Annotated in this window: 20 protein-coding genes and 1 riboswitch; of the genes, 10 read left to right on the top strand and 10 right to left on the bottom strand. The window is 65.7% G+C overall.

The genetic code is table 11. The annotated features are described in order from the left end of the window. Positions 1 to 20: 20 nt before the first annotated feature. From metF to BLW71_RS17060, 4 genes are all read right to left on the bottom strand, one after another. A complete protein-coding gene (gene metF, locus BLW71_RS17075; protein WP_091798144.1) occupies positions 21 to 851 on the bottom strand; it encodes a methylenetetrahydrofolate reductase [NAD(P)H] in 831 nt (276 codons plus the stop codon). 11 nt (positions 852 to 862) lie between these two features. After that, positions 863 to 1,216, bottom strand: a complete 354-nt coding sequence (locus BLW71_RS17070) for a phage holin family protein (RefSeq protein ID WP_091798141.1) — start codon at positions 1,214 to 1,216, stop codon at positions 863 to 865. 131 nt (positions 1,217 to 1,347) lie between these two features. Beyond that, on the bottom strand, positions 1,348 to 2,769 hold the full coding sequence (gene ahcY, locus BLW71_RS17065; protein ID WP_091798138.1) for an adenosylhomocysteinase: 1,422 nt from the start codon (positions 2,767 to 2,769) through the stop codon (positions 1,348 to 1,350). 77 nt (positions 2,770 to 2,846) lie between these two features. After that, positions 2,847 to 2,937, bottom strand: a riboswitch (S-adenosyl-L-homocysteine riboswitch). Positions 2,938 to 3,053: 116 nt separating this feature from the next. After that, positions 3,054 to 3,860 (bottom strand): glycosyltransferase family 2 protein, encoded by an 807-nt coding sequence (locus tag BLW71_RS17060; protein WP_091798135.1) that lies wholly within the window; start codon positions 3,858 to 3,860, stop codon positions 3,054 to 3,056. A 248-nt stretch (positions 3,861 to 4,108) separates the two neighbouring features. On the opposite strand from BLW71_RS17060, the gene BLW71_RS17055 reads away from it, so the two are divergent. Further along, positions 4,109 to 5,071 (top strand): LysR family transcriptional regulator, encoded by a 963-nt coding sequence (locus BLW71_RS17055; RefSeq protein ID WP_091798132.1) that lies wholly within the window; start codon positions 4,109 to 4,111, stop codon positions 5,069 to 5,071. Between the two features lie 250 nt (positions 5,072 to 5,321). Here BLW71_RS17055 and BLW71_RS17045 read toward each other — a convergent pair whose 3' ends face one another. Further along, positions 5,322 to 6,980 (bottom strand): GMC family oxidoreductase, encoded by a 1,659-nt coding sequence (locus BLW71_RS17045; protein WP_091798126.1) that lies wholly within the window; start codon positions 6,978 to 6,980, stop codon positions 5,322 to 5,324. A gap of 410 nt (positions 6,981 to 7,390) precedes the next feature. Between BLW71_RS17045 and BLW71_RS17040 the strand changes: the two genes are divergently transcribed. Both BLW71_RS17040 and BLW71_RS17035 read left to right on the top strand, forming a co-directional pair. Beyond that, positions 7,391 to 9,076, top strand: coding sequence for an isovaleryl-CoA dehydrogenase (locus BLW71_RS17040; RefSeq protein ID WP_091798123.1), 1,686 nt, complete (start codon positions 7,391 to 7,393; stop codon positions 9,074 to 9,076). A 97-nt stretch (positions 9,077 to 9,173) separates the two neighbouring features. After that, entirely contained in the window at positions 9,174 to 10,592 is a 1,419-nt protein-coding gene (locus BLW71_RS17035) for a coniferyl aldehyde dehydrogenase (protein WP_091798120.1), read from the top strand. An 11-nt stretch (positions 10,593 to 10,603) separates the two neighbouring features. On the opposite strand, the gene BLW71_RS17030 is transcribed toward BLW71_RS17035, so the two are convergent. From BLW71_RS17030 to fliE, 5 genes are all read right to left on the bottom strand, one after another. After that, positions 10,604 to 10,963, bottom strand: coding sequence for an EscU/YscU/HrcU family type III secretion system export apparatus switch protein (locus tag BLW71_RS17030; protein WP_091798117.1), 360 nt, complete (start codon positions 10,961 to 10,963; stop codon positions 10,604 to 10,606). Then, positions 10,960 to 12,426 (bottom strand): flagellar hook-length control protein FliK, encoded by a 1,467-nt coding sequence (gene fliK, locus BLW71_RS17025; protein ID WP_091798114.1) that lies wholly within the window; start codon positions 12,424 to 12,426, stop codon positions 10,960 to 10,962. The genes BLW71_RS17030 and fliK overlap by 4 nt, the downstream gene beginning before the upstream one ends. Positions 12,427 to 12,516: 90 nt before the next feature. Beyond that, entirely contained in the window at positions 12,517 to 12,843 is a 327-nt protein-coding gene (locus BLW71_RS17020; protein WP_091798111.1) for a flagellar protein FliT, read from the bottom strand. Beyond that, entirely contained in the window at positions 12,840 to 13,274 is a 435-nt protein-coding gene (fliS, locus tag BLW71_RS17015; RefSeq protein WP_091798108.1) for a flagellar export chaperone FliS, read from the bottom strand. Before fliS ends, BLW71_RS17020 begins: the two co-directional genes overlap by 4 nt. Positions 13,275 to 13,492: 218 nt before the next feature. Beyond that, positions 13,493 to 13,828 carry a flagellar hook-basal body complex protein FliE gene (fliE, locus tag BLW71_RS17010; protein ID WP_091798105.1) on the bottom strand — a complete coding sequence of 112 codons (336 nt, stop codon included), beginning with the start codon at positions 13,826 to 13,828 and terminating at the stop codon, positions 13,493 to 13,495. A 237-nt stretch (positions 13,829 to 14,065) separates the two neighbouring features. Here fliE and fliF point away from each other — a divergent pair, with 237 nt between their 5' ends. From fliF to fliL, 7 genes are all read left to right on the top strand, one after another. After that, on the top strand, positions 14,066 to 15,871 hold the full coding sequence (gene fliF, locus BLW71_RS17005) for a flagellar basal-body MS-ring/collar protein FliF (RefSeq protein WP_091798102.1): 1,806 nt from the start codon (positions 14,066 to 14,068) through the stop codon (positions 15,869 to 15,871). Further along, positions 15,861 to 16,856 (top strand): flagellar motor switch protein FliG, encoded by a 996-nt coding sequence (gene fliG / locus BLW71_RS17000; protein WP_007179928.1) that lies wholly within the window; start codon positions 15,861 to 15,863, stop codon positions 16,854 to 16,856. Before fliF ends, fliG begins: the two co-directional genes overlap by 11 nt. After that, a complete protein-coding gene (gene fliH, locus BLW71_RS16995) occupies positions 16,843 to 17,526 on the top strand; it encodes a flagellar assembly protein FliH (RefSeq protein WP_177205053.1) in 684 nt (227 codons plus the stop codon). Before fliG ends, fliH begins: the two co-directional genes overlap by 14 nt. Continuing rightward, positions 17,520 to 19,169 (top strand): flagellar protein export ATPase FliI, encoded by a 1,650-nt coding sequence (gene fliI / locus BLW71_RS16990; RefSeq protein WP_091798099.1) that lies wholly within the window; start codon positions 17,520 to 17,522, stop codon positions 19,167 to 19,169. Before fliH ends, fliI begins: the two co-directional genes overlap by 7 nt. Positions 19,170 to 19,171: 2 nt before the next feature. Further along, complete coding sequence (gene fliJ / locus BLW71_RS16985; RefSeq protein WP_091798096.1) at positions 19,172 to 19,621, top strand: flagellar export protein FliJ; 450 nt, start codon at positions 19,172 to 19,174, stop codon at positions 19,619 to 19,621. 52 nt (positions 19,622 to 19,673) lie between these two features. Next, positions 19,674 to 21,191 carry a flagellar hook-length control protein FliK gene (locus BLW71_RS16980; RefSeq protein WP_091798093.1) on the top strand — a complete coding sequence of 506 codons (1,518 nt, stop codon included), beginning with the start codon at positions 19,674 to 19,676 and terminating at the stop codon, positions 21,189 to 21,191. A 485-nt stretch (positions 21,192 to 21,676) separates the two neighbouring features. Then, positions 21,677 to 22,177, top strand: a complete 501-nt coding sequence (gene fliL, locus BLW71_RS16975; RefSeq protein ID WP_091798091.1) for a flagellar basal body-associated protein FliL — start codon at positions 21,677 to 21,679, stop codon at positions 22,175 to 22,177. Positions 22,178 to 22,202: the final 25 nt, after the last annotated feature.

The following is a 22,202-nucleotide window of genomic DNA, read 5'->3' as shown; positions in this document are numbered from 1 at the left end:
TCAACGACGTGATGCGAATCTTACGTGTTCAACCGTTCGCAGATCGCTTTGGTCGCAGCGGCGCCATTCAACGTGTAGAAGTGCAGGCCCGGCACCTTGCCATCGATCAGACGCCCGCACAGGTCCGTCACCACATCCAGCCCGAATGCGCGAATCGACTCGCGGTCGTCGCCGAAGCTTTCCAGCCGCCGCGCGATCCAGCGCGGCACTTCTGCGCCGCACATCTCCGAGAAACGCATCAGCTGCGAGAAGTTCGTGATCGGCATGATGCCCGGCACGATCGGCACGTCCACGCCGAGCTTGCGCGCGTCGTCGACGAAACGGAAGTAGGCGTCCGCGTTGAAGAAATACTGCGTGATCGCCGAATTGGCGCCGGCCTTCACCTTGCGGGCGAAATTGTCCAGATCCTGACGCGGCGAGCGCGACTGCGGGTGGTATTCCGGGTAGCCGGCCACTTCGATCCAGAACCAGTCGCCAAACTCGGCGCGGATAAAGCTCACCAGTTCCGACGCGTAACGCAACTCGCCGACTTCGCCCATGCCGGACGGCAGATCGCCGCGCAGCGCGACGATATGGCGGATGCCATGCGCGCGGTACTCGTTGAGAATAGCGCGCAGGCTCTCTTTCGACGAGCCGATGCACGACACGTGCGGCGCCGCTTCGAGCCCTTCCTTCGCCATATCGACGACGGTATCGAGCGTGCCCTGTTGGGTCGAGCCGCCGGCGCCGAACGTGACGGACACGAACTTGGGCTTGAGCGTGGCGAGCTGGGCGCGCGTGGCGCGCAGCTTGTCGACGCCTTCCTGCGTTTTCGGCGGGAAGAATTCGAATGAAAGTTCGATCGGGTTCATGATTCAGTGGGTCAACCGAGACTGCGGTTGCCGAAAATGAGCGCGGACAGCAGCCACGAAACGATGCTGTACAGAATCGAGCCGAAGAACGCCGACCAGAATCCCGACACTTCAAAGCCCTTCAGCAGCGAAGCGCACAGCCAGAAGCACAGCGCGTTGACCACCAGAATGAAGAGTCCGAGCGTGAGAATCGTCACGGGCAGCGTCAGCAGGATCAGCACCGGCCGCAGGATCGTATTGATCAACCCGAGCACCACCGCGACGATCAGCGCGGTGCCGAAACTGCGGATATGAATCGACGGAACGAGGTAGGTGATGATCAGGAGCGCAAGCGCGTTGATCAGCCAGGTCAGCAGCAAGGTCATGTAGAGCTCCTTTGGCAGGATGTCCGATAACGGGGAAAACGCGCGAAAAAAGGCGGCGTGGCGAACAAAGCGGCGCATGATGCGCCGCCCTGTCTTCCAACTGTCATGCTGTCAAACCGCCTGCGGCGTGCTTAATAGCGATAGTGGTTCGGCTTGAACGGACCGTTCTTGTCGACGCCGATGTAGCCGGCCTGCTCGTCCGACAGCACGGTCAGGTTCGCGCCGATGCGCGCCAGATGCAGGCGTGCGACCTTCTCGTCCAGATGCTTCGGCAACACGTACACCTTGTTTTCGTACTTCTTGCCTTGCGTGAACAGTTCGATCTGCGCGAGCGTCTGGTTCGTGAACGAGTTCGACATCACGAACGACGGGTGGCCCGTCGCGCAACCCAGGTTCACGAGGCGCCCTTCAGCCAGCAGAATGACGCGCTTGCCGTCCGGGAAAATGATGTGGTCGACTTGCGGCTTGATGTTGTCCCACTGGTACTGACGGGTCGACGCAACGTCGATTTCCGAGTCGAAGTGACCAATGTTGCAGACGATCGCGTTGTGGCGCATCGCCTTCATGTGGTCGTGGCCGATCACGTGGTAGTTGCCGGTCGCCGTCACGAAGATGTCGGCCTTGTCCGCCGCGTATTCCATCGTCACGACGCGGTAGCCTTCCATCGCGGCCTGCAGCGCGCAGATCGGATCGATTTCAGTGACCCACACGGTCGCGCCCAGACCACGCAGCGATTGCGCGCAGCCCTTGCCCACGTCGCCGTAACCGGCCACCACGGCGATCTTGCCCGCGATCATCACGTCGGTCGCGCGCTTGATGCCGTCGACCAGCGACTCACGGCAACCGTACAGGTTGTCGAACTTCGACTTGGTGACCGAGTCGTTGACGTTGATCGCCGGGAACGGCAGGCGGCCTTCTTTTTCCATCTGATACAGACGGTGCACGCCGGTCGTGGTTTCTTCGGTCACGCCCTGAATGTGCGCGAGGCGCGTGGAGTACCACGTCGGGTCGGCGTCCAGATGACGTTCGATCGACTTGTACAGCGCGACTTCTTCCTCGTTGGTCGGCTTCGAGATCACCGAGCGGTCTTTCTCGGCCTTCGAGCCGAGGATCAGCAGCAACGTGGCGTCGCCGCCGTCGTCGAGGATCATGTTGGCGAATTCGCCGTTCGGCCATTCGAAAATACGGTGCGAGAATTCCCAGTATTCGTCGAGCGATTCGCCCTTGAATGCGAACACCGGCGTGCCGGCCTTGGCGATTGCCGCGGCGGCGTGGTCCTGCGTCGAGAAGATGTTGCACGAGGCCCAGCGCACGTCCGCGCCGAGCGCCGTCAGCGTCTCGATCAGCACGCCGGTCTGGATCGTCATGTGCAGCGAACCTGCGACGCGCGCGCCCTTCAGCGGCTGCTGCGCCTTGTACTCTTCACGCGTCTGCACGAGGCCGGGCATTTCCGTCTCGGCAATGTTCAGTTCCTTGCGGCCCCAGTCGGCAAGCGACATGTCGGCAACAACGAAATCCTGGGAAGTTTGGGAATCGATAACTGCGGCGTTCATCACGCCCTCCTTTCTAAGAAATTGACTAGAAATTTGACGTGAGCGCGGTTCGATGCGGTGGACGGGAAAGCGCTCTGCGCAACCGACCTCCGATTGAAGCCTTCGAGCCTGGCGGGCGGCCGGCGAATATGCTGATTCGCGGTACCCGTCGCAACGCTCCTCGAAGACGCTTGGCGATTGTAGCAAATCGAGATGGCTTCGGGGCGCGGATCGGGTTTCGACTTTGCCGCTGCGCGCGCGGGGAGAACGGGCGCGGCGCGCTCGGGTCCGGCCGCCACCACGGCTTATGAAGCGCTCCCCGGCGCGATCGGTTCCGCCTGTGCGGGAGCGTGAAGCATCACTTTTGCTGCGCGCAATTGCGCGATGCCGGCACGCGCCGTCTCGAGAAACTGCCGGGAGAGATGAAAGGCATCGGCGGTATCGTCGGGATTGGCGGTTTGCAGACCCAGCGCAATGCTAAAGTAGCGCTCCGCGTGAATGCCGGCGTGGTAATGCATGCGCACGCGCTTGGCATCATCCAGACGGGGGTTGCCGAAAATATCGCGCAGCGCCCAGGAAAACGCGCCATCTTCGCCACCAATGCGGCGAAACCCTTCGTCCATTGGAAAGCCGCCGAGCGCGAGGTACGCCGAGCGGCGAATGAACAGGCTACTCGGCACCGTATTGCTGAGCGTCGCCGCATGAGCGGCGAAGTCGGGATGAGCGGTAAGCACACGCGGAAAATCCGTGTACTCCACGTCAAGACGCACGGACATTTCGTTGGGGTGTTGCGCGAGGAACGTGCTCGCGGCGCCGACAGCGCCGGGCAGGTATTCGTCGTCGGCGTCGAGGAAAGCGAGCAGATCGTGCGACGCATGCATCGCGCCCCAGTTGCGCGCTCGCGCCGCGCCGCCGTTGTAGGGCATCTGCAGCAGGCACACCCGCGCGTCGAGGCTGCCGCATTGGGCGACGAGGTCGGCGGAGGCATCGGTCGAGCCGTCGTCCACCACGATGATCTGTGCGGCCTCGGGCTGAATCCGGCAACTGTGCAAAGCGCGAACGAGCGTCGCCGCGCCGTTGTAGCAGGGAATGATGATCGAAACGGGAGTCATGAATGAACGGGCGCGATGAGCGTGTCTACGGTGAAGAACCGTCGATGTTATTCCGCTTGCCGCCGAGCGCATCTTGAAATGGCTGAGGGGCCTTTCGCCCAGTCAGAAGCGCAACTCCAGCACCGGGTATGTCATGAGCGCGCGGCCAGGAAAGTCGGTGAAGACTGCGCTAAGGCTTGCCGCGACATAAATACGATGACTTACAATCACTCCGATCATTCCAATTTGGAATTCTGGAGTTTGAGATCGTGGAACTACGAGCGCTGCGGTATTTCGTCGAAGTGGTTCGCCAGCAGAGTTTCACCGTCGCCGCCGAGCAGATGTTCGTCACGCAGCCGACCATCAGCAAAATGGTCAAGTCGCTGGAGGACGAAATCGGCTCCCCGCTGTTGTTGCGCGACGGGCGGCAGATGGTGCTGACCGATGCCGGCCGGATCGTCTACCAGCGCGGTCAGGACGTGCTGGCGGCGCACGCGCAGTTGCAGGCTGAACTGAACGACCTCGACACGCTCGGCCGCGGCCAACTCACCATCGGCATTCCGCCGATGGGCGGCTCCCTCTTCACGCCGGCCATCGCCGCATTCCGCCAGCGTTATCCGAAAATCGAGCTCAAGCTGTTCGAGCAAGGTTCGCGCGCCATCGAAGCGGCGCTGATCAACGGCGAACTGGAGTTGGGCGGCGTGCTGCAACCCGTCGACCCGGAAAATATCGACGTGCTGCCGGTGACGCGCCAGCTCCTGTGGCTCGTCACGCGCGCGGGTTCACGCTGGGACGACCTGCACGAGGTGCCGCTCGCCCAACTCGCCGACGAGCCGTTCGTGTTCTACGGCGAAAGTCTCGCGCTCAATGACGTGGTGTTGAACGCGTGCCGTTCGGCTGGCTTTGCGCCGACCATTGTCGGGCGCAGCGGACATTGGGATTTCATGGCGGCGCTCGTGCTGGCCGGTGTCGGCATCGCCCTGTTGCCGGCGCCGTATTGCCGGCGGCTCGACCCTGCGAAGTTCACCTGCCGGCCGGTGGTCGAGCCGGAGATTCCGTGGGAAATGGCGATCGGCTGGCGACGCAATGGCTACCTGTCGCATGCCGCGCGCGCATGGCTCGAAGTCGCCCGCGAGGCGTTGCCTGGCCAGGCAGGCGACGATTTCATGCTGGCACCGGGCATTGGCGTGGCCGGCATCACGACACCGTTTCCCGTACCGCCCGCCGAATGAGGACATGCCGCCGCGGCACGGAGCCGGCGGCATGTCTTGCATCACTCGCCGCAATCGCGACTACTGCTGCGCGACAAACTCGATGCGGCGGTTGGCAAAGCGACCGCTCGCCGTGTCGTTGCTCGCGACCGGATGCGCCTCGCCGTAGCCTTGCGCGATCAGCGAATCAACCGGCCATGACCGTTGGTTTGCCGCCAGCGTCGACGGTGAAGCTGAGCTGGCTCTCTTTGGTCGGCGCGGGCGACTAAACTCACGCGGCATTCGTCGCCATGCGAATTCCGTCCGCGGACGCCACCTTCAGCTCCGCCTGGAACTCGCGCCGAGCCGCCGCGATCAGCTCGGCCGCGCGCTCGCCGATCATCACCGTCGGCGAATTGGTGTTGCCGCCGATCAGCGTCGGCATCACCGAAGCATCGACGATCCGCAGCCCCGTCACGCCCCGCACCCGCAATTGCGGATCGACCACCGACCGGGCGTCGCCGCCCATCCGGCACGTCGCCACCGGATGATAGATCGTGTCGGCATGCTCGGCGATGACGCGGCGCAATTCCGCTTCCGACTGGCCAGGACGCGTATACAACTCAGTGCCGCCGTGCAGCGCGAGCGAGGGCGCATCGAGGATGCGCCGCGCCATCTGCGCGCCTTCCACCAGCAGGTCCAGGTCGCGCGAATCGCTGAAAAAGCGCGGATCGATCACGGGCGCAGTGCGCGCATCGGCACTCGCCAGCGTCACGGTGCCGCGGCTATGCGGCCGCAAGACGCAAACGTGCAGCGAATAACCATGGCCCCAGTGCATATGGCGGTTGTGGTCATCGACAATCGCCGCGCAGAAATGCAACTGCAGATCAGGCCGGTCGAGCGTCGGGCTGCTCTTCAGAAAACCACCCGCCTCGGCGACATTGCTCGACAGCATGCCGCGCCCGTGGCGCATGAAGGTCACGAACTGCGGCAGCATCCGCGCAATGCCGCGAATCGAAAAACCGGTCGGCTCGATCGACGCAACCCGTTTGTTGATCGTGAAATCGACGTGGTCGATCAGGTTCTGCCCAACCTCCGGCGCGTCGTGCAGCACGGCAATGCCGAGCGACTGCAAGTGCGCCGCCGGCCCGATGCCCGAGCACATCAGCAGTTGCGGCGAATTGAACGCGCCCGCCGCGAGCACCACCTCCGCGCGCGCCGCAAGCGTTTCGGTGCGGCCACCGCGCACGATCTCGACACCGCTCGCGCGCTTGCCGTCGAAGACCACGCGCAGCACCGTCGCGTCGGCGATCGTGTGCAGATTGGGGCGCGCGCGATCGTAGATATAGGCTCGCGCCACGCTGCAGCGGCGCCCGTCGCGCTGCGTCACCTGGTAGAAGCCAATGCCTTCCTGCTCGGCGCCGTTGAAGTCGCTATTCGGCTTGTAACCGGCTTCCATCGCCGCCTGCACGAAGCGCCGCGAAAACGGATTCTGGTAGCGCAGATCGGAGACGGTGAGCGGGCCGCCATCGCCGTGCCACGCATCGGCGCCGCGCTCATTGCCTTCGGCGCGGCGGAAATACGGCAGCACCTCTGCCCACGACCAGCCCTCGCAACCCAGCTTCGCCCATTCGTCGTAATCGAGCGGATGGCCGCGCGTGTAGATCATCGCGTTGATCGCACTCGATCCGCCGAAGCCGCGCCCACGCGGCTGATACCCTTGCCGTCCGCCGAGCCCCGGCTGCGGCGTGGTCAGATAGCCGTAGTTGGTTTTGAGCTTGTGCGGCACCACGGCCGCAACGCCGACCGGCATATTGACGAACAGATTGCGGTCCGTGTGCGGGCCGGCTTCGATCAGGGCGATCGTCGCGTCCGGGCAGCTATCCGCGAGACGGCTCGCCAGCGAGCAACCGCCCGAGCCTGCACCGACGATGATGTAGTCGTATTGCATCCGCTCCTCCATGTGGGCCGCGTTGCTCGCGAACCCTGTCTCCGTCGATCGGAGTGAGCGCTGAACTGTCGACCCGATTTCACGCTTTTAGCGCGCTACACTGGTCCCAATCAAAGCGCTTTCTCCGATCCCCTGCAGGCAACTGCAGAACACTTGTCTACCTGTGTTTTACCGGCATTGTAGGGAGCGTTAGGATGCCGCGGCGGGTTCACGCCAGAGCGATTCCTCTAAACGGAAGGGCCGCCGCGACCCTATGATGAAAGACGCGTAGGCGCCCGCCAGGCGGCCGCGCAGGGCATTCAAACACGGCGCTGCACGCGCCGTCCTCGCAGTGCGCGGCACGACACGCAACGATTAAACAGCGCACCGTCGATCGACGCCGGCGAGCATGCGTTGAACGGAGACAGCAGATGCAACCGCACAGCTTCGGCCAGACCCACGAGGTGACCAATCAGGCTCCGCCGCTGGCGGACTACAACCTCTTTTCCAGCGACGCCGCGTTATCCGCCGCCCTCGAACGCGACGGCGCCGCGTGGCATCGCGGCGCGTTGCTGCGGCACGGCGCGGCGCTCACCACGCCCGAGACGCTGGCGCTCGCCGACCTCGCCAACCGCCATACGCCCGAATTGCTCACGCATAGCCCGCGCGGCGAGCGCATCGACGCGCTGGAGTTTCATCCGTCGTGGCATGCGCTTCTTGGGCTTCTGCGCCGCGAGGGTTTGCATGCCCTGCCCTTTTCCGATCCGCAACGCGGCGCGATGGTGGCGCGCTGCGCCGGCTACTTCCTGCACGCGCAAATCGAATCCGGCTCGCTCTGCCCGCTGACCATGACCTTCGCGAGCATCCCCGTGTTGCAACGCGAACCCGCGCTATTCGCCACGCTGCGCGACAAGCTCTATGCGCGCGAGCACGATCCGCGCGACGTGCCGCTCAAACACAAGAGTTCCGCGATGATCGGCATGGGCATGACCGAGAAGCAAGGCGGCTCGGACGTGCGCAGCAATCAGACGCGCGCCTATGCCACGGCCGGCAGCGGCCGCGGCGCCGCCTACCGGCTGGTCGGCCACAAGTGGTTTTTTTCCGCGCCGCAGTGCGACGCTCATCTCGTGCTCGCCCGCACCGACGATCACGAAGGCATCTCGTGCTTCTTCGTGCCGCGCTTCGCGCCGGACGGCAGAAAAAACGGCGTGCAGATCCAGCGTCTGAAAGACAAGCTCGGCAATCGCTCGAACGCGAGCAGCGAAGTCGAATTTCTCGACGCGTTCGGCGTCATGATCGGCGACGAAGGGCGCGGCGTGCCGACCATCATCGAAATGGCAAATTACACGCGGCTCGACTGCGTGATCGGCAGCGCGGCCCTGATGCGCGCGGCGCTCGTGCAGGCCATCCACCATGCGCGTCATCGCAGCGCGTTCGGCCGGCATCTCGCGGACCAGCCGTTGATGCGCAACGTGCTGGCCGATCTGGCCTTGGAATCGGAAGCGGCGACGGTGTTGTTCATGCGTCTCGCGCGCGCTTTCGAAGACTCCACCGACGCCGCCTCCACCTCGCTCGCCGAGCGCGCGTGGCGGCGCATCGTCACGCCCGCCGCGAAGTACTGGGTCTGCAAGCGCGCGCTGGAATTCACCGGCGAAGCGATGGAAGTCTGGGGCGGCAACGGCTACGTCGAAACCGGTCCGATGGCGCGTTTCTATCGTGAAGCGCCGGTGAACTCGATCTGGGAAGGCTCCGGCAACGTGATGTGCCTCGACGTGCTGCGCGCCATGGAGCGCGAACCGGAAGCGGCGCAGGCCTTGTTCGCCGCCTGGCAGGCACAAGCTCAGGCGCACCCGGCCTTGAGCGCCGCGCTCGGCAAGCTCGCCGCCGCGCTCAACGGACCGGCCGAACATCGCGAGGCGTCGGCGCGGCGGATCGCACAACAGGTCGTGCTGATCGCGCAGGCTACGTTGCTGCTCGAGCATGCGCCCGGCGAAGTCGCCGAGGCGTTCATTGCCACACGTCTTGCCGACGGCTGCGGCGAGAGCGGCCGCGTGTACGGCACGCTGCCGGCCACGTTCGATCACGCGGCGATCGTCGAACGCGCTTTTCCTGTCTGACATTCAGCACGCTTGAGTGACACCGCGCAGCAGCGCAAACGCATCCAATAAAAGCGCGATTCCACGCGCAACGCAATCCATCAGGGAGTGGACACACATGAAGAACGATCTGCCGGAAGTCGCCGCGCTCGAAGCGCTGCTTCGCGATCAGCGCCATGCTTATTTGCGCGCGCCGTACCCGTCGTGGGAAACCCGTGCGGCGCATCTGAAAGCGCTGCGCAAAGTCATGCTCGACCATCGCGATGCGCTCGCCGACGCCATGAACCTCGACTTCGGCAATCGCGCGAAGCAGGAAGTGCTGCTCGCCGAATTCCTGCTGGTCAAAGAGGAAATCGACGCCGCCCTTCGGCATGGCAAGCGCTGGATGAAATCGCAGCGCCGCAGCACCAACAAATGGCTGCTGCCGGCGCGCGCGAAAGTGGTGCCGCAGCCGCTCGGCGTGGTCGGCATCATCGTGCCGTGGAATTATCCCGTGCTGCTCGCCGTCGGGCCGCTGATCAGCGCGTTGACCGCGGGCAATCGCGCGATCATCAAAATGTCCGAACTGACGCCGCGCACCTCGGCGCTGTTCGAGCAGTTGATCGGCCAGACCTTCGCGCGCGATCACGTCGCGGTTGTGAACGGCGACGCCGCGCTCGCCGCCGCGTTCAGCGCGCAGCCTTTCGACCATCTGTTGTTCACCGGCTCGACCAAGGTCGGCCACGAGGTGATGCGCGCCGCCGCCGAGCATCTGACGCCGGTCACGCTCGAACTGGGCGGCAAGTCGCCGGCCATCATCGGTGCGCATGCGCGCTTCGACAACGCGGTGGACAACCTGATCGCCGGCAAGACGCTCAACGCGGGGCAAACCTGCGTCGCGCCGGACTACGTGCTGGTGCCGCGCGGCAAGGAGCAGGCCTTCGTCGAACGGGCGCGCGCGCGGATGGCTCGCATGTACCCGAACTTCGCCAACAACCCGGATTACACGACGATCATTTCGGCGCGTCACTTCGCGCGCCTCGAGCGTCTCGCCGACGAAGCCCAAGCTGCCGGCGCGCAACTGCATGCGCTCACCGACAGCTCGCCCGATGCGGCGAGCCGCCGCTATCCGCTGATCGCCGTCACGAATGCGCCGGACGCGTGCGCGCTGATGCAGGAGGAAATCTTCGGGCCGCTGTTGCCGATCGTCCCTTATGACACGCTCGACGACGCGATCGCATGGATCAACGCGCGTCCCCGTCCGCTCGCGCTGTATCTCTACGCCGACGACGCCGCCACCATCGACCGCGTGACGCACGAAACGATCGCCGGGGGCATGGCGATCAACGAGACGCTGATGCATCTGGCGTGCGAAAGCCTGCCGTTCGGCGGCGTCGGAGCGAGCGGGATGGGTGCGTATCACGGCTACGAGGGCTTCGTGACGTTCTCGAAGATGAAGCCGGTGCTGACGCAGGCGCGCCTGAACGCGCGCGGGTGGATTTCGCCGCCGTACGGCAAACGGGTGAACGCGCTGCTGAAACTGATGATGCGCTTCTGACGCTCGACGGCTCAACGCGCCGCGGTGCCGCCGTCCACTTCGGTGGCCACCACGTCGATGACATCGCGTGCATCGGCATTCGCGGCGTGCGCCGGTTCGTTCTCCGCACCGCTTTCCAGCCGATGCAGCCACGCGAGCAACTCCGCCACGGCCTGATAGAGCTGCGGCGGAATCCGCGCGTCGAGGTCCACCTGCATCAGGAGGGACACCATTTCAGGCGCCTCGTGCACATACAGGCCGGCTTCCTTGGCCCGCTGCACGATCATCTCGGCCAGCATCCCGTAGCCTTTGGCGATCACCCGCGGCGCGGGATCGCCCCCTTGCGAGTCGTAGACGAGTGCGGCCGCACTGCGGCGGTGCTTGCGGCTCATGACATGTCCCAATCGAAATCGTCGGGCGACGCGGCTTCGGTACGGGCGGAGCGTGCCGCGCGGCGTACAGTCGTGGCCCGGTCGGCGCTCGCCGCAGCCGGACTCGCCGCCGAAGCCGACTTCACGTAGGCCGACGCCGCCGCCTGAGCGGCCGCTGCCGCACCGGCCGCGTTGGCGCCGGTGACCGGCGCACCGCCGCCGATCTCGCGAATCGTCAAGCCATTCAATTCGATGCCCGCCGCCGCGAGCCGCTGGCGGAAGCTCTCGCCCTGCGTGGCGAGACGCGCCGCCCCGCCGGGGCTGGCCTGCACCCGCGCGATGAGCCGCGTGCCGGTCAGCGTCAGTTCCGCATCGACGGTGCCGAGTGTCGGCAGCGACAGCGTGAGGCGCGTGCGCCACGGCTGGTCGTCCTCGCTCGCCGCGCCACCGCCGCTACGATCCCATTCGTCGCCGTCCTGTTCGATGGTCCAGTCGAGCCGCGCGCCCGGCCATGCTTCGCCGGTCCAGCGAAACTGGCCCGTCGCGAGCAGATCGAGCTGCTGACGCACCAGCGGCACGGTCGCGGGATGAACCGCGGCCGCCATCGACTGCGAATTCTGCGACGAGCTGCCGTCGGCCGGTTGCGCCGCCGCGCTATGCAGGCCGGCGTGCGCGGGCTGGCCGTTCAGGTCGGCCAGGGAACTGGCCAGCACCTCGCCGGCCATGAATCGTGCGGCCTGCGCAGTCTGGATCGACGGCATCGCGCGGCCGGCGGCGCCGGCGTCCGGTGCGCCGTTCGGTGCGCCGTTCGGTGGGCCGTTCGGTGAGGCATTCGGCGCCGCGCCCATGCCCTGCCGCGCGGAAGGATTGGCGGCGGACGCCTCGCCGGCGTCGTTCGCCCAGTCGAGCGGCAATTGCGCGGCGGCGGCCACCAGCTTGTTTTGTGCCTCGCCGGCCAGCGAAGCCGGCGGACGCTGGCCAGCCAGCCATTGCGCGAGATGAGCTTCGTAGAAGAGACCGCTATCGCCGACCGTCTGTTCGAGCGCGGCTGCGAGCGCCGTGACCGGCACCTGGGTTGCCGCCACACTCGCGGTGGCCGCGTTTGCAGCGCTTGCAGCGCCATTCGGATTGGCGGTGGTCCCGGCGGAAGCCGTTGCCGCAGCGGGCGAGTTGAACAGCGGTAACGCGCCGACTTCGACATCGAGCGCCGGCGCAGCCGGCCAGATCGGCGCTTGCCCGAGCACGGCGGGCGTGGCCTCGCCGCCCGAGCGCAGGATCGCGTTGAGCGTCAGCGCGACGGCGGACAGCGCAGTTTGCGCGGAAGCCTGCGGGGCCGGCGTGGCAATAGGCGTCGAGGTGGTGGGCGCGGTATCGACGCCCGCCGCGCCGGTCTGCGACGCGGCCGCGCTGCCCGGAGCAATGTTGAGCAGGCTGTCGACGCGGTTCGCGAGCAGCGAAGCGACGGCCGTGTCGATTCCGTTCATGCCGATTCCTTGGTCACATTGGCGGCGGCGCGCTCAAATAGAGTCAGTCAGCCAGATGAATAGAGACGGAGGCGGTGCGCGCGGCGAAACTCAGCGCGCCCCGTACAACTCCTTGAGCACGTGAGTCGGCCGTCCGGCGAACAGCGCCGACAGACTGGCCATGCGCGGATTCGCCAGATCGCGGATTGCAGCGTCGTCGGCGAGAATCTGGCGGATCAGCGCGTATTTACGCAGGCGCTCCCCCTCGTCGAGCTTCACGCCGGTTTCGGCGTCCCGCAACGACTCCACCAGATGGCGGTATTCCTCCTGCAAGTGGACCAGATCGTTCCACAGTGCGCGCCGGGCAGCCATCAACATGCGGCAGGAAATCGCTGCAATCGCCTCGTATCGGGCGAAGTATTCTGCGTTCGATGTCATCTCATGCTTTCCGCGGCCGGCTGAGCTGCCATCCGCGCGATCTCCGGGGCAATCCCGATCCATGCCTCTTCGAGTGTCGCCAGAAGGCCATCCACCTCGACCAGCATCGCCTCGCTTTGTTTTATGTTGGCTTCGAGCAGCCGGCGCGACATATAGCTATATAGCGCATTCAACCGCTCCGCAATCTCGCCGCCCGCCTCAAGGTTGAGCGACTGCTGCAGCCCGCTTTCGACGATCTGGATCGCCTTGCCGATCGCCTCTCCACGACCCGGCACATTGCCTTGCTGCAGATGCATGCGCGCCTGCGCGATGGCCTGCCGCGCGCCCTGATACAACATCACGATCAGACGATGCGGACTCGCGCCCATCACCCCTGTCTCGACGCCGACGCGTGCGTACGCATTGGCTCCAGAGTGTCCTGGGGAAAACATCGGCGCTCCTCCTGTCTTGCACTGCGGTTGGGTCGTGGCTCCCTATCCGGGCACGTTGCCGCACCCCGATCGCTGCCTGTATCTGGTTATCGGATAGGCAGCCGGAAAGCTTTAGGCCGGTGTAAGGAGGATTAAGGGGCCGAATGGCGCGGCCCGCGAGGGCCACACGGCGTGCACGCGTTCGGGCGGGCGGACGAACCTTGCCGCCCGAGGCGCGCTCATACCGACATCTGCATGATGTCGTTATAGGCGGACACCAGCTTGTTGCGCACCTGCAGGCCGAACTGGAAGCCCACGTTGGCCTTTTGCATATCGACCATCACGTCGTTGAGCGACACGTTGGACGCGCCGAGTTCGAACGCCTTCGATTCGCCGATCGCCTTGGTCTGATCGCCGCTGATCTTGTCCAGCGAAGCTTTCAGCGCCGAGGCAAAACCGGTGGGCGTTGCCGCGCCGGAGGTGTCGGCGACGGCATTGCTGCCGCCGGCCGCTTGCGCCGCCATCGACTGCATCTGTTGCAGCGCCGACGAGAGCGCGTTCACGGGGAAAGTCATGTTTTCTCCAGGGAATGACGACCGGCATGCCAGAACCGTACCGATCTGGACGAAAGCATAGCGCCGCAGCCATACGGGAAAGCCCCGAAACTAGGGGGGAAACCCGGCTCTATTCAAGCAATCGGGTTGAGCCGCGCCACGGATAATTTCAATGGTGAAAGTCTCTGTCCGCACGCCCGCCGACCCTCGGCGCGGTAAGCGGCAGAACGCAAAAGGCATCCCGGAGAAACCCGACGCATGGATTCGTCAGCCAACTCTTTGATCAACCCCGACGCCCGCATGGGCCTCGCCGGCGCGCAGCCTGGCGCCGGTGCGGCCGGCGCCGGCCAGGCCGGCGGCGGCGCGGACCTGGGCGGCCTTTCGGGCAACCTCGGCGGCAACTTTGGTCAACGTCTGTCAGGCCTCGCGCAAATGCGCGGCAACCCGCGCGCGCCGTTGATTTTCGCCGTCGCGCTGCTGGTCGCCGTGGTGGCGGGCCTGTTCCTGTGGTCGCGGGCGCCGGACTACAAGGTGCTCTACAGCAATCTGTCGGACCGCGACGGCGGCGCGATCATCACGGCGCTGCAAGCGGCCAACATTCCCTATAAGTTCTCCGATGCGGGCGGGGCGATCCTCGTGCCGGCCGAACAGGTGCATGAGATGCGTCTGCGGCTCGCGTCGCAAGGTCTGCCCAAGAGCGGTTCGGTCGGCTTCGAGCTGATGGACAACCAGAAATTCGGCATCAGCCAGTTTGCCGAGCAGATCAACTATCAGCGCGCCCTGGAAGGCGAGCTGGAGCGCACGATCGAATCGATTTCGTCGGTGAAGTCGGCCCGCGTGCATCTGGCGATCCCGAAACCCTCCGTCTTCGTGCGCGACAAGGAAGCGCCGTCCGCCTCCGTGCTGGTCAACCTCTACCCGGGCCGCGCGCTCGACGACGGCCAGGTGCTGGCGATCACCCATATGGTGTCCTCGGCGGTGCCGGATATGCCGGTCAAGGGCGTGACGATTCTCGACCAGGACGGCAACCTGCTGACGCAGCCTTCCACCGGCAGCGGACTCGACGCCTCGCAACTAAAGTACCGCCAGCAGATCGAGCGCAGCACCCAGCAACGTATCGACGCGATCCTCTCGCCGTTGTTCGGCTCGGGCAACGCGCATTCGCAGGTCAGCGCCGACATCGACTTCTCGCATAGCGAGCAGACCTCGGAAAACTACGGCCCGAACGGCAACCCGCAGCAGGCGGCGATCCGCAGCCAGCAGTCGAGCAGCGCCACCGAAATGTCGCAAGGCGCCGCCTCGGGCGTACCGGGCGCGCTGTCGAACCAGCCGCCGCAGCCGGCGTCCGCGCCGATCAACGCACCGAACGGCGCGAGCGGCGTGACGACCACGCCGGTCAGCGACCGCAAGGACTCGACCACCAACTACGAACTCGACAAGACAGTGCGGCACCTCGAGCGGCCGATGGGCGGCATCAAGCGTCTCTCGGTGGCGGTCGTGGTGAACTACATGCGAGTGGTCGACGCCAAGGGTCACGCCACGATGCAGCCGGTCACCGCCGACAAGCTCGCGCAGGTCAACCAGCTGGTCAAGGACGCAATGGGCTTCGACTCGGCGCGCGGTGACTCGGTGAACGTGGTCAACAGCCCGTTCAGCACCGACCTCGACCCGAACGCCGACCTGCCGTGGTGGCGCACGCCGGACATGATCGCGCTCGCCAAGCAGATCGCCACCTACCTCGGCATCGGCGCGGTCGCCCTGTTCCTTTACTTCGTGATGGTCAAGCCGGCGCTGCGCCGCGCTTTCCCGCCGCCGGAGCCGGTCGTCGCCGGGGCGCTGCCGTCGCCGGACGAGCCGGTCCTGCTGGATGGCATCCCCGCCGCCGAGCGCGCGGGCGCAAACGGAAGCTCGGTCGCCGAACTGGAAACCGACAGCGAACTGCTCGCGCTCGAAAGCTCCAAGCACAAATATGAGCGGAACCTGGAATTCGCGCGCAGCATCGCCCGCCAGGATCCGAAGATCGTTGCAACCGTCGTGAAAAATTGGGTGTCCGATGAGCGCTGAAGGCGTAATGAAGAGCGCGCTCCTGCTGATGTCGATCGGCGAGGAAGAAGCCGCGCAGGTGTTCAAGTTCCTCGGGCCGCGCGAAGTCCAGAAGATCGGCGTCGCGATGGCCGCACTGAAGAGCGTGACCCGCGAGCAGGTCGACGAAGTGCTGCAGGAGTTCGTACGCGAGGCCGAGCAGCACACCGGCATGTCGCTGGATTCGAACGAGTACATCCGTTCGGTGCTGACCAAGGCGCTCGGCGACGACAAGGCCGGCGCGATCATCGACCGGATTTTGCAGGGCAGCGATACCAGCGGTATCGAAGGCCTGAAGTGGATGGATTCCGCGGCGGTCGCCGAACTCATCAAGAACGAGCATCCGCAGATCATCGCGACCATCCTCGTTCACCTGGATCGCGATCAGGCGTCGGAAATCGTCGCCTGCTTCACGGAGCGGCTGCGCAACGACGTGCTGCTGCGGATCGCGACGCTCGACGGCATCCAGCCGGCCGCGCTGCGCGAACTCGACGACGTGCTGACGGGCCTCCTGTCCGGCAGCGACAACCTCAAGCGCAGCCCGATGGGCGGGATCCGCACGGCGGCCGAGATTCTCAACTTCATGTCGAGCAATCATGAAGAAGGCGTCATCGAGAACGTTCGCCAGTACGACGCGGAACTTGCGCAGAAGATCATTGATCAGATGTTTGTGTTCGAGAACCTGCTCGATCTGGAAGACCGCGCAATTCAGCTGCTGCTGAAGGAAGTCGAGTCCGAGGCGTTGATCATCTCGCTGAAGGGCGCGCCGCCCGCGCTGCGCCAGAAGTTCCTGTCGAACATGTCGCAGCGTGCTGCCGAACTGCTCGCCGAAGACCTCGACGCGCGCGGTCCGGTGCGCGTCTCCGAAGTCGAGACGCAGCAGCGCCGCATCCTGCAGATCGTGCGCAACCTGGCTGAAGGCGGCCAGATCGTTCTAGGCGGCAAGGCCGAAGATGCATATGTCTGATCAGAACTCCTCGGCGAAGGAAAGCCTCTCGGCCTACCAGCGCTGGGAGATGGCTTCGTTCGATCCAGTACCGCCGGCACCGCCCGAACCCGAAGTCGACGACGGCGCGTTCGAGGCCGAACTCGAACGTCTGCGCGACGCCGCGCATGCACAGGGCATCGCCTCCGGCCACGTGGCCGGTCAGGCGCTCGGCTACCAGGCCGGCTACGAGCAAGGTCATGCGCAGGGCTTCGAGCAAGGCCAGAGTGAAGCGCGCGAAGAAGCGGCGCGGCTCGCCGCCCTCGCTGAAACTTTCAAGTCGGCGCTCGACGGCGCCCAGGGCGCGATCTCCGAAACGCTGGTCGCACTGGCGCTCGACATCGCGCAGCAGGTGGTGCGTCAGCACGTGCAGCACGACCCGACCGCGCTGATCGCCGCCGCGCGTGAGGTGCTGGCGAGCGAGCCCACGCTGGTCGGTGCGCCGGCCCTGATCGTGAGTCCCGCCGATCTGCCGGTGGTCGAAGCCTATCTGATGGAAGAACTGCAAACGCGCGGCTGGACCGTGCGCACCGATCCGGCCGTGGAGCGCGGCGGCTGCCGCGCGCAGGCCGGAACCGGCGAAGTGGACGCCGGCATCGATACGCGCTGGGAGCGCGTGGCCGCCGCACTCGGCAAGGTGAGCACATGGTAAAGCCGACGCTCGAAGAGATTCGCGCCAGCGATCTGACGCCGCTCGAACGCGAACTGGCGCTGGCGTCGTTCGGCGCCGAGGCGCTGGCAGACGTCCCGGCCGCGGTCACACCCGCCGCGGCGGCGGTCGCCGCCATTGAAGCCGCCCTGCGCGATCCGGCGCATGCCCATCCGGCGGCGGGCGCCGCCGCGAGCCACGACGCCGCCCCATCGAGCCCCGCTCCCGCCGCTGTTCCCTTCCCCCCGTACGACCCCGCGCTCGACAGCAATCCGCACATGCAGGCCTGGCGCGGCCGCCTCGACGCGCTGCGCGCACGCAATGCGATCGCCAAGCCGATGCGCGCCTGCGGTCGTCTCACGCGCGCCGCCGGCCTCGTGCTGGAAGCCGTCGGCCTGCGCCTCTCGGTGGGCGCGGAAGTGATGATCGAACTGCCGCAAGGCAGTTCACTGCCGATGGCCGAAGCCGAAGTGGTCGGCTTCTCCGGCGACAAACTGTTTCTGATGCCGACCACCGAAGTGATCGGCCTGCTGCCCGGCGCGCGCGTCTATCCGCTCGAAAGCGCGCCGATCGCCGATCCGATGGCCGGCGCGAAACGTCTGCCGGTCGGCTGGGAATTGCTCGGCCGCGTGCTGGATGCGTCCGGCCGTCCGCTCGACGGACTCGGCCCGCTTGGCGCGCATGCCGACGCGCCGTTGTCCGCACCGGTCATCAATCCGCTCAATCGCGAACCGATCCACAAGGTGCTCGACGTCGGCGTGCGCGCGATCAACGCGCTGCTGACGGTCGGACGTGGTCAGCGCATGGGCCTGTTCGCCGGTTCGGGCGTCGGTAAATCGGTGCTGCTCGGCACGATGGCGCGCTACACCAGCGCCGAGGTGATCGTGATCGGCCTGATCGGCGAACGCGGCCGCGAAGTGAAGGAATTCATCGAGCAGATTCTCGGCGAGGAAGGTTTGGCGCGCTCCGTGGTGATCGCTGCGCCCGCCGACGTCTCGCCGCTTCTGCGGATGCAGGCCGCGTCGTATTCGACCTCGCTCGCCGAATATTTCCGTGACCAGGGCAAGCATGTGCTGCTGCTGATGGATTCGCTGACCCGCTACGCAATGGCGCAGCGCGAGATCGCGCTGGCCGTGGGCGAGCCGCCCGCCACCAAGGGCTATCCGCCTTCGGTGTTCGCCAAGCTGCCGGCGCTCGTCGAACGCACTGGCAACGGCCCGGCGGGCGGCGGTTCGATCACCGCGTTCTACACCGTGCTGACCGAGGGCGACGACCAGCAGGACCCGATCGCCGACTCCGCGCGAGCGATTCTGGACGGCCACATCGTGCTGTCGCGCTCGCTGGCTGAAGCCGGCCACTATCCGGCCATCGACATCGAAGCGTCGATTAGCCGGGCAATGACCGCGCTGATCGACGATAACCATCTGGACAAGACGCGTATGTTCAAGCAGATGCTGTCGCGCTATCAGCGCAACCGCGATCTGATCAACGTCGGCGCGTATTCGAGCGGGCGCGACGCGCTGCTCGACCGCGCCATCGCGCTGTATCCGCGGATGGAAGCATTTTTGCAGCAAGGTTTTCGCGAGTGCGCGAACTTTGAACCGAGTCTCGAGATGCTGGACGCGCTGTTTGCCCAAGGAGGCTGACGATGGCGAAACACTTTCCGATCAAGACCCTCATCGGCCTGGCCCAGGACGATGTCGACGCCGCCGCGCAACGTCTGGGCCGCGCGCAGCGCGAGCGCAACGATGTGCAGGCGCAACTCGACGCCCTCGTGCAGTATCGCGACGAATATCACGCACGCTTCACGGCGACCGCCCAGACAGGCATGCCCGCGGGCAACATGCGCAACTTCCAGGCGTTCATCGACACGCTCGACGCCGCCATCGAACAGCAGCGCAATCTGCTGGCGACGGCCACCGCGCGCGTCGAGGCCGCGAAGCCCGACTGGCAGCGCCAGAAGCAGAAGCTCGGCTCATATGAAGTGCTGCAGGCGCGCGGCGAAGCAGCCGAAGCCAGGACCACGGCGCGGCGCGACCAGCGCGACGCCGACGAACACGCCGCCCGGATTCTGCGGATGCGCGCCGAAGGTGCATGAGCGCCGCCTTGACTGACCGAACACCCCGTTTGACGGATTGACAGGATTCCCTATGTCGCTTCTTTCACAGATCGGCTCGCTGCTCGGCTCCGCCAGCAGCACGTCCACCAGCGCGGCCATTGCCGCTGCGGCAAACGCCAAACCGTTCTCGCAAACCCTGCAGCAGAGCATCGACCAGCAAAACAGTGCTGCCGCGCAGAGCGCGAGCCAGCAGCAACAGCAGCAGGCTGCGGCTGCGGCGTCTTCTGGATCGTCGTCTTCGTCGAGCGTGCACGATGCTCCGCCGCCGGCTGATTCAAGCGCGCAGAGCACGGACGACACGAGCAGCAGCAAGGACGCCGGCAAGCCGGTGAACTCCGCGTCGTCGTCGGCATCGGCGGGCAACACGCAACAGGCTTCGACCGACAAGCCCGCCGCCACGCCGCCGAAGGCCGGCAACACGGCGACCCAGACCGACGCGGGCACCGCCGCGGCAGCCGCCGCAGCACAGGCCCAGGCGCAAGCACAAGCGCAAGCTAACGCGGACAACGCGGCTACGCCGGCCACCGCCGACCCCGCCACGGCCTTGGCCGACGCCGCGACCGCGTTGCCCGGCACGACCACGGACGCCACGACGGGCGGCACCTCAGGCAAGAAAACTACCGCTACGGATCCAAAGTCGTTGCAAGACGCATTGCAAGCGGCGCTGGCGGCTTTGGCGAATGGCCAGGGCGTCCCCCCCCAAGCAATGGCGAGCGGCGCCGCCGCCAATGCCGCGACGTCGGCGAACGGCCTCGCGGCTGGCACGAACGCGGGACTTAACGGAACCTCGAACGGAACCTCGGACGGCAAGACCTTGGCCAGTGGCCTGTTCGGCGACGGCAAGGGATCGAGCGCGTCGAAGGCCGCTTTGACGACGGCGGCGACGACCGTGGCGGACCCGTCCGCAGCGGCAAAGGCGGCGAACGACGCATTGACGGCAACGGCCGGCGGCACGCAGGGTGACGATCTCGCATCCTTCAAGAGCGCGGCGGACGCAGCGACAGCGGCGCTGGCCGCCACGCAGGCGGCGGCCAGCGCGGCGAGCGCGACCGCTGCCGTCCAGACCACCGGCAATGCCGGCGCGGCGCAAGCGGCAAACGCACTATCACCTCAGGTCGGCACGACCGACTGGGAGGACGCATTGAGTCAGAAGGTGGTGTTCCTGTCGAACGCGCATTCACAGAGCGCCGAACTGACGCTGAACCCGAAGGACCTTGGTCCCTTGCAGGTTGTCTTGCAAGTTGCCGACAACCACGCCCATGCATTGTTTGTTTCGCAGCATCAATCCGTGCGCGAAGCGGTCGAAGCGGCGTTGCCGAAACTACGCGAGGCGATGGAATCAAACGGGATCGGCTTGGGCAGCGCGAGCGTCAGCGACGGCTTTGCGCGCCAGGGCGGCCAACAACAGAGCGCCGACTCTGGCCGCTCTGGCGGCCGCTCGGGCAGTGCGAGCGGATCATATGGCGGCGGCAGCGGCTCAGACACGGTCGACATGGCGGTCAACGTACCGGCGCGACGCACAGTGGGCTTGGTGGACACATTCGCGTGATGCTGACGCCTTGAGCCCCGGCGCCGCTGTGGGCCGAAGGCATGGGAGTCTCAAGGCAACGGGTTATCGGCGCCCTTCAAAGGGCGCCGATTCGCGTCAGGCACTGGATGAAAAACCGCCACGGCGCGCGCAGCGCCGCCGGAAGAATGACTGCCTTGTCACGAACGTTGAATGTGCGAGGAGACTGATTCCAGATGCACCACTACCGCGACTGCGTGAGGGCCCCGCTTAGGGATTAGCGGTGTGAAGCCGCTTTCTTTGCTTACTTTCTTTGCGGCGGCAAAGAAAGTAAGTGCCGCCCCGCACAGGGGCAACGCCAATAGACCAAAGCGAATTCAAGGAAAGGCCAACCCCACCGGCCGCGACAGCAAAAACCCCAAAAACCAGAGATAGCCCGCAATAACCCTTCTTTTCGACCCATCGCGCCGCAGGCAAATAAACAACAATCACCATCACCAGCACTAAAGGCAAGCAAAGCAAACCTCATGGCAACCACGACCGCACCCCAGCAAGCCGCGCCCGCCTCCCCGGGCCCCTTGAAGCGCATCATCCTGATCGTGCTCATCGCGATCATCGCCGCGGGCGCAGCCGGCGCGGGCGTATGGTTCTTCATGTCCAAGCGCGCACCCGCCACAGCCTCGGCGGAAGCCGCGCCGGCCCCGGCACCCGCGCCGCTGTTTTTCCCGCTCGAATCGATGACCGTCAATCTGCAATCGGACGACGGCCAGCAGCACTTCCTGCGCATCGGCCTGACGCTGAAACTCACCGACGCGAAGACCCAGCAGGAACTGACCGAGCACATGCCCGAAGTGCGCAGCCGTATCCTGCTCGCGCTGTCGAACAAACACCCTGACGAACTGGCGCCGCTCGAAGGCAAGCGCGCGCTCGCCACGGAACTCCGGACACTGATCGAACAGCCGACCGACAAGGGCGCCGTGCCGATCCATGTCCAGGACGTGCTGTTCACCGAATTCGTCGTGCAGTGACGTCGGTCGTGACGTTAATCAGCGC

This window comes from Burkholderia sp. WP9, from assembly GCF_900104795.1.
Lineage (GTDB): Bacteria > Pseudomonadota > Gammaproteobacteria > Burkholderiales > Burkholderiaceae > Paraburkholderia.
This window is presented reverse-complemented; position numbering and strand designations above follow the sequence as displayed.

Excerpts from the sequence above, each read along its gene's own strand:
- metF (WP_091798144.1), bottom strand. The coding sequence starts at position 851 with ATGAACCCGATCGAACTTTCATTCGAATTCTTCCCGCCGAAAACGCAG.
- BLW71_RS17070 (WP_091798141.1), bottom strand. The coding sequence starts at position 1,216 with ATGACCTTGCTGCTGACCTGGCTGATCAACGCGCTTGCGCTCCTGATC.
- ahcY (WP_091798138.1), bottom strand. The coding sequence starts at position 2,769 with ATGAACGCCGCAGTTATCGATTCCCAAACTTCCCAGGATTTCGTTGTT.
- BLW71_RS17060 (WP_091798135.1), bottom strand. The coding sequence starts at position 3,860 with ATGACTCCCGTTTCGATCATCATTCCCTGCTACAACGGCGCGGCGACG.
- BLW71_RS17045 (WP_091798126.1), bottom strand. The coding sequence starts at position 6,980 with ATGCAATACGACTACATCATCGTCGGTGCAGGCTCGGGCGGTTGCTCG.
- BLW71_RS17040 (WP_091798123.1), top strand. The coding sequence starts at position 7,391 with ATGCAACCGCACAGCTTCGGCCAGACCCACGAGGTGACCAATCAGGCT.
- BLW71_RS17035 (WP_091798120.1), top strand. The coding sequence starts at position 9,174 with ATGAAGAACGATCTGCCGGAAGTCGCCGCGCTCGAAGCGCTGCTTCGC.
- BLW71_RS17030 (WP_091798117.1), bottom strand. The coding sequence starts at position 10,963 with ATGAGCCGCAAGCACCGCCGCAGTGCGGCCGCACTCGTCTACGACTCG.
- fliK (WP_091798114.1), bottom strand. The coding sequence starts at position 12,426 with ATGAACGGAATCGACACGGCCGTCGCTTCGCTGCTCGCGAACCGCGTC.
- BLW71_RS17020 (WP_091798111.1), bottom strand. The coding sequence starts at position 12,843 with ATGACATCGAACGCAGAATACTTCGCCCGATACGAGGCGATTGCAGCG.
- fliS (WP_091798108.1), bottom strand. The coding sequence starts at position 13,274 with ATGTTTTCCCCAGGACACTCTGGAGCCAATGCGTACGCACGCGTCGGC.
- fliE (WP_091798105.1), bottom strand. The coding sequence starts at position 13,828 with ATGACTTTCCCCGTGAACGCGCTCTCGTCGGCGCTGCAACAGATGCAG.
- fliF (WP_091798102.1), top strand. The coding sequence starts at position 14,066 with ATGGATTCGTCAGCCAACTCTTTGATCAACCCCGACGCCCGCATGGGC.
- fliG (WP_007179928.1), top strand. The coding sequence starts at position 15,861 with ATGAGCGCTGAAGGCGTAATGAAGAGCGCGCTCCTGCTGATGTCGATC.
- fliH (WP_177205053.1), top strand. The coding sequence starts at position 16,843 with ATGCATATGTCTGATCAGAACTCCTCGGCGAAGGAAAGCCTCTCGGCC.
- fliI (WP_091798099.1), top strand. The coding sequence starts at position 17,520 with ATGGTAAAGCCGACGCTCGAAGAGATTCGCGCCAGCGATCTGACGCCG.
- fliJ (WP_091798096.1), top strand. The coding sequence starts at position 19,172 with ATGGCGAAACACTTTCCGATCAAGACCCTCATCGGCCTGGCCCAGGAC.
- BLW71_RS16980 (WP_091798093.1), top strand. The coding sequence starts at position 19,674 with ATGTCGCTTCTTTCACAGATCGGCTCGCTGCTCGGCTCCGCCAGCAGC.
- fliL (WP_091798091.1), top strand. The coding sequence starts at position 21,677 with ATGGCAACCACGACCGCACCCCAGCAAGCCGCGCCCGCCTCCCCGGGC.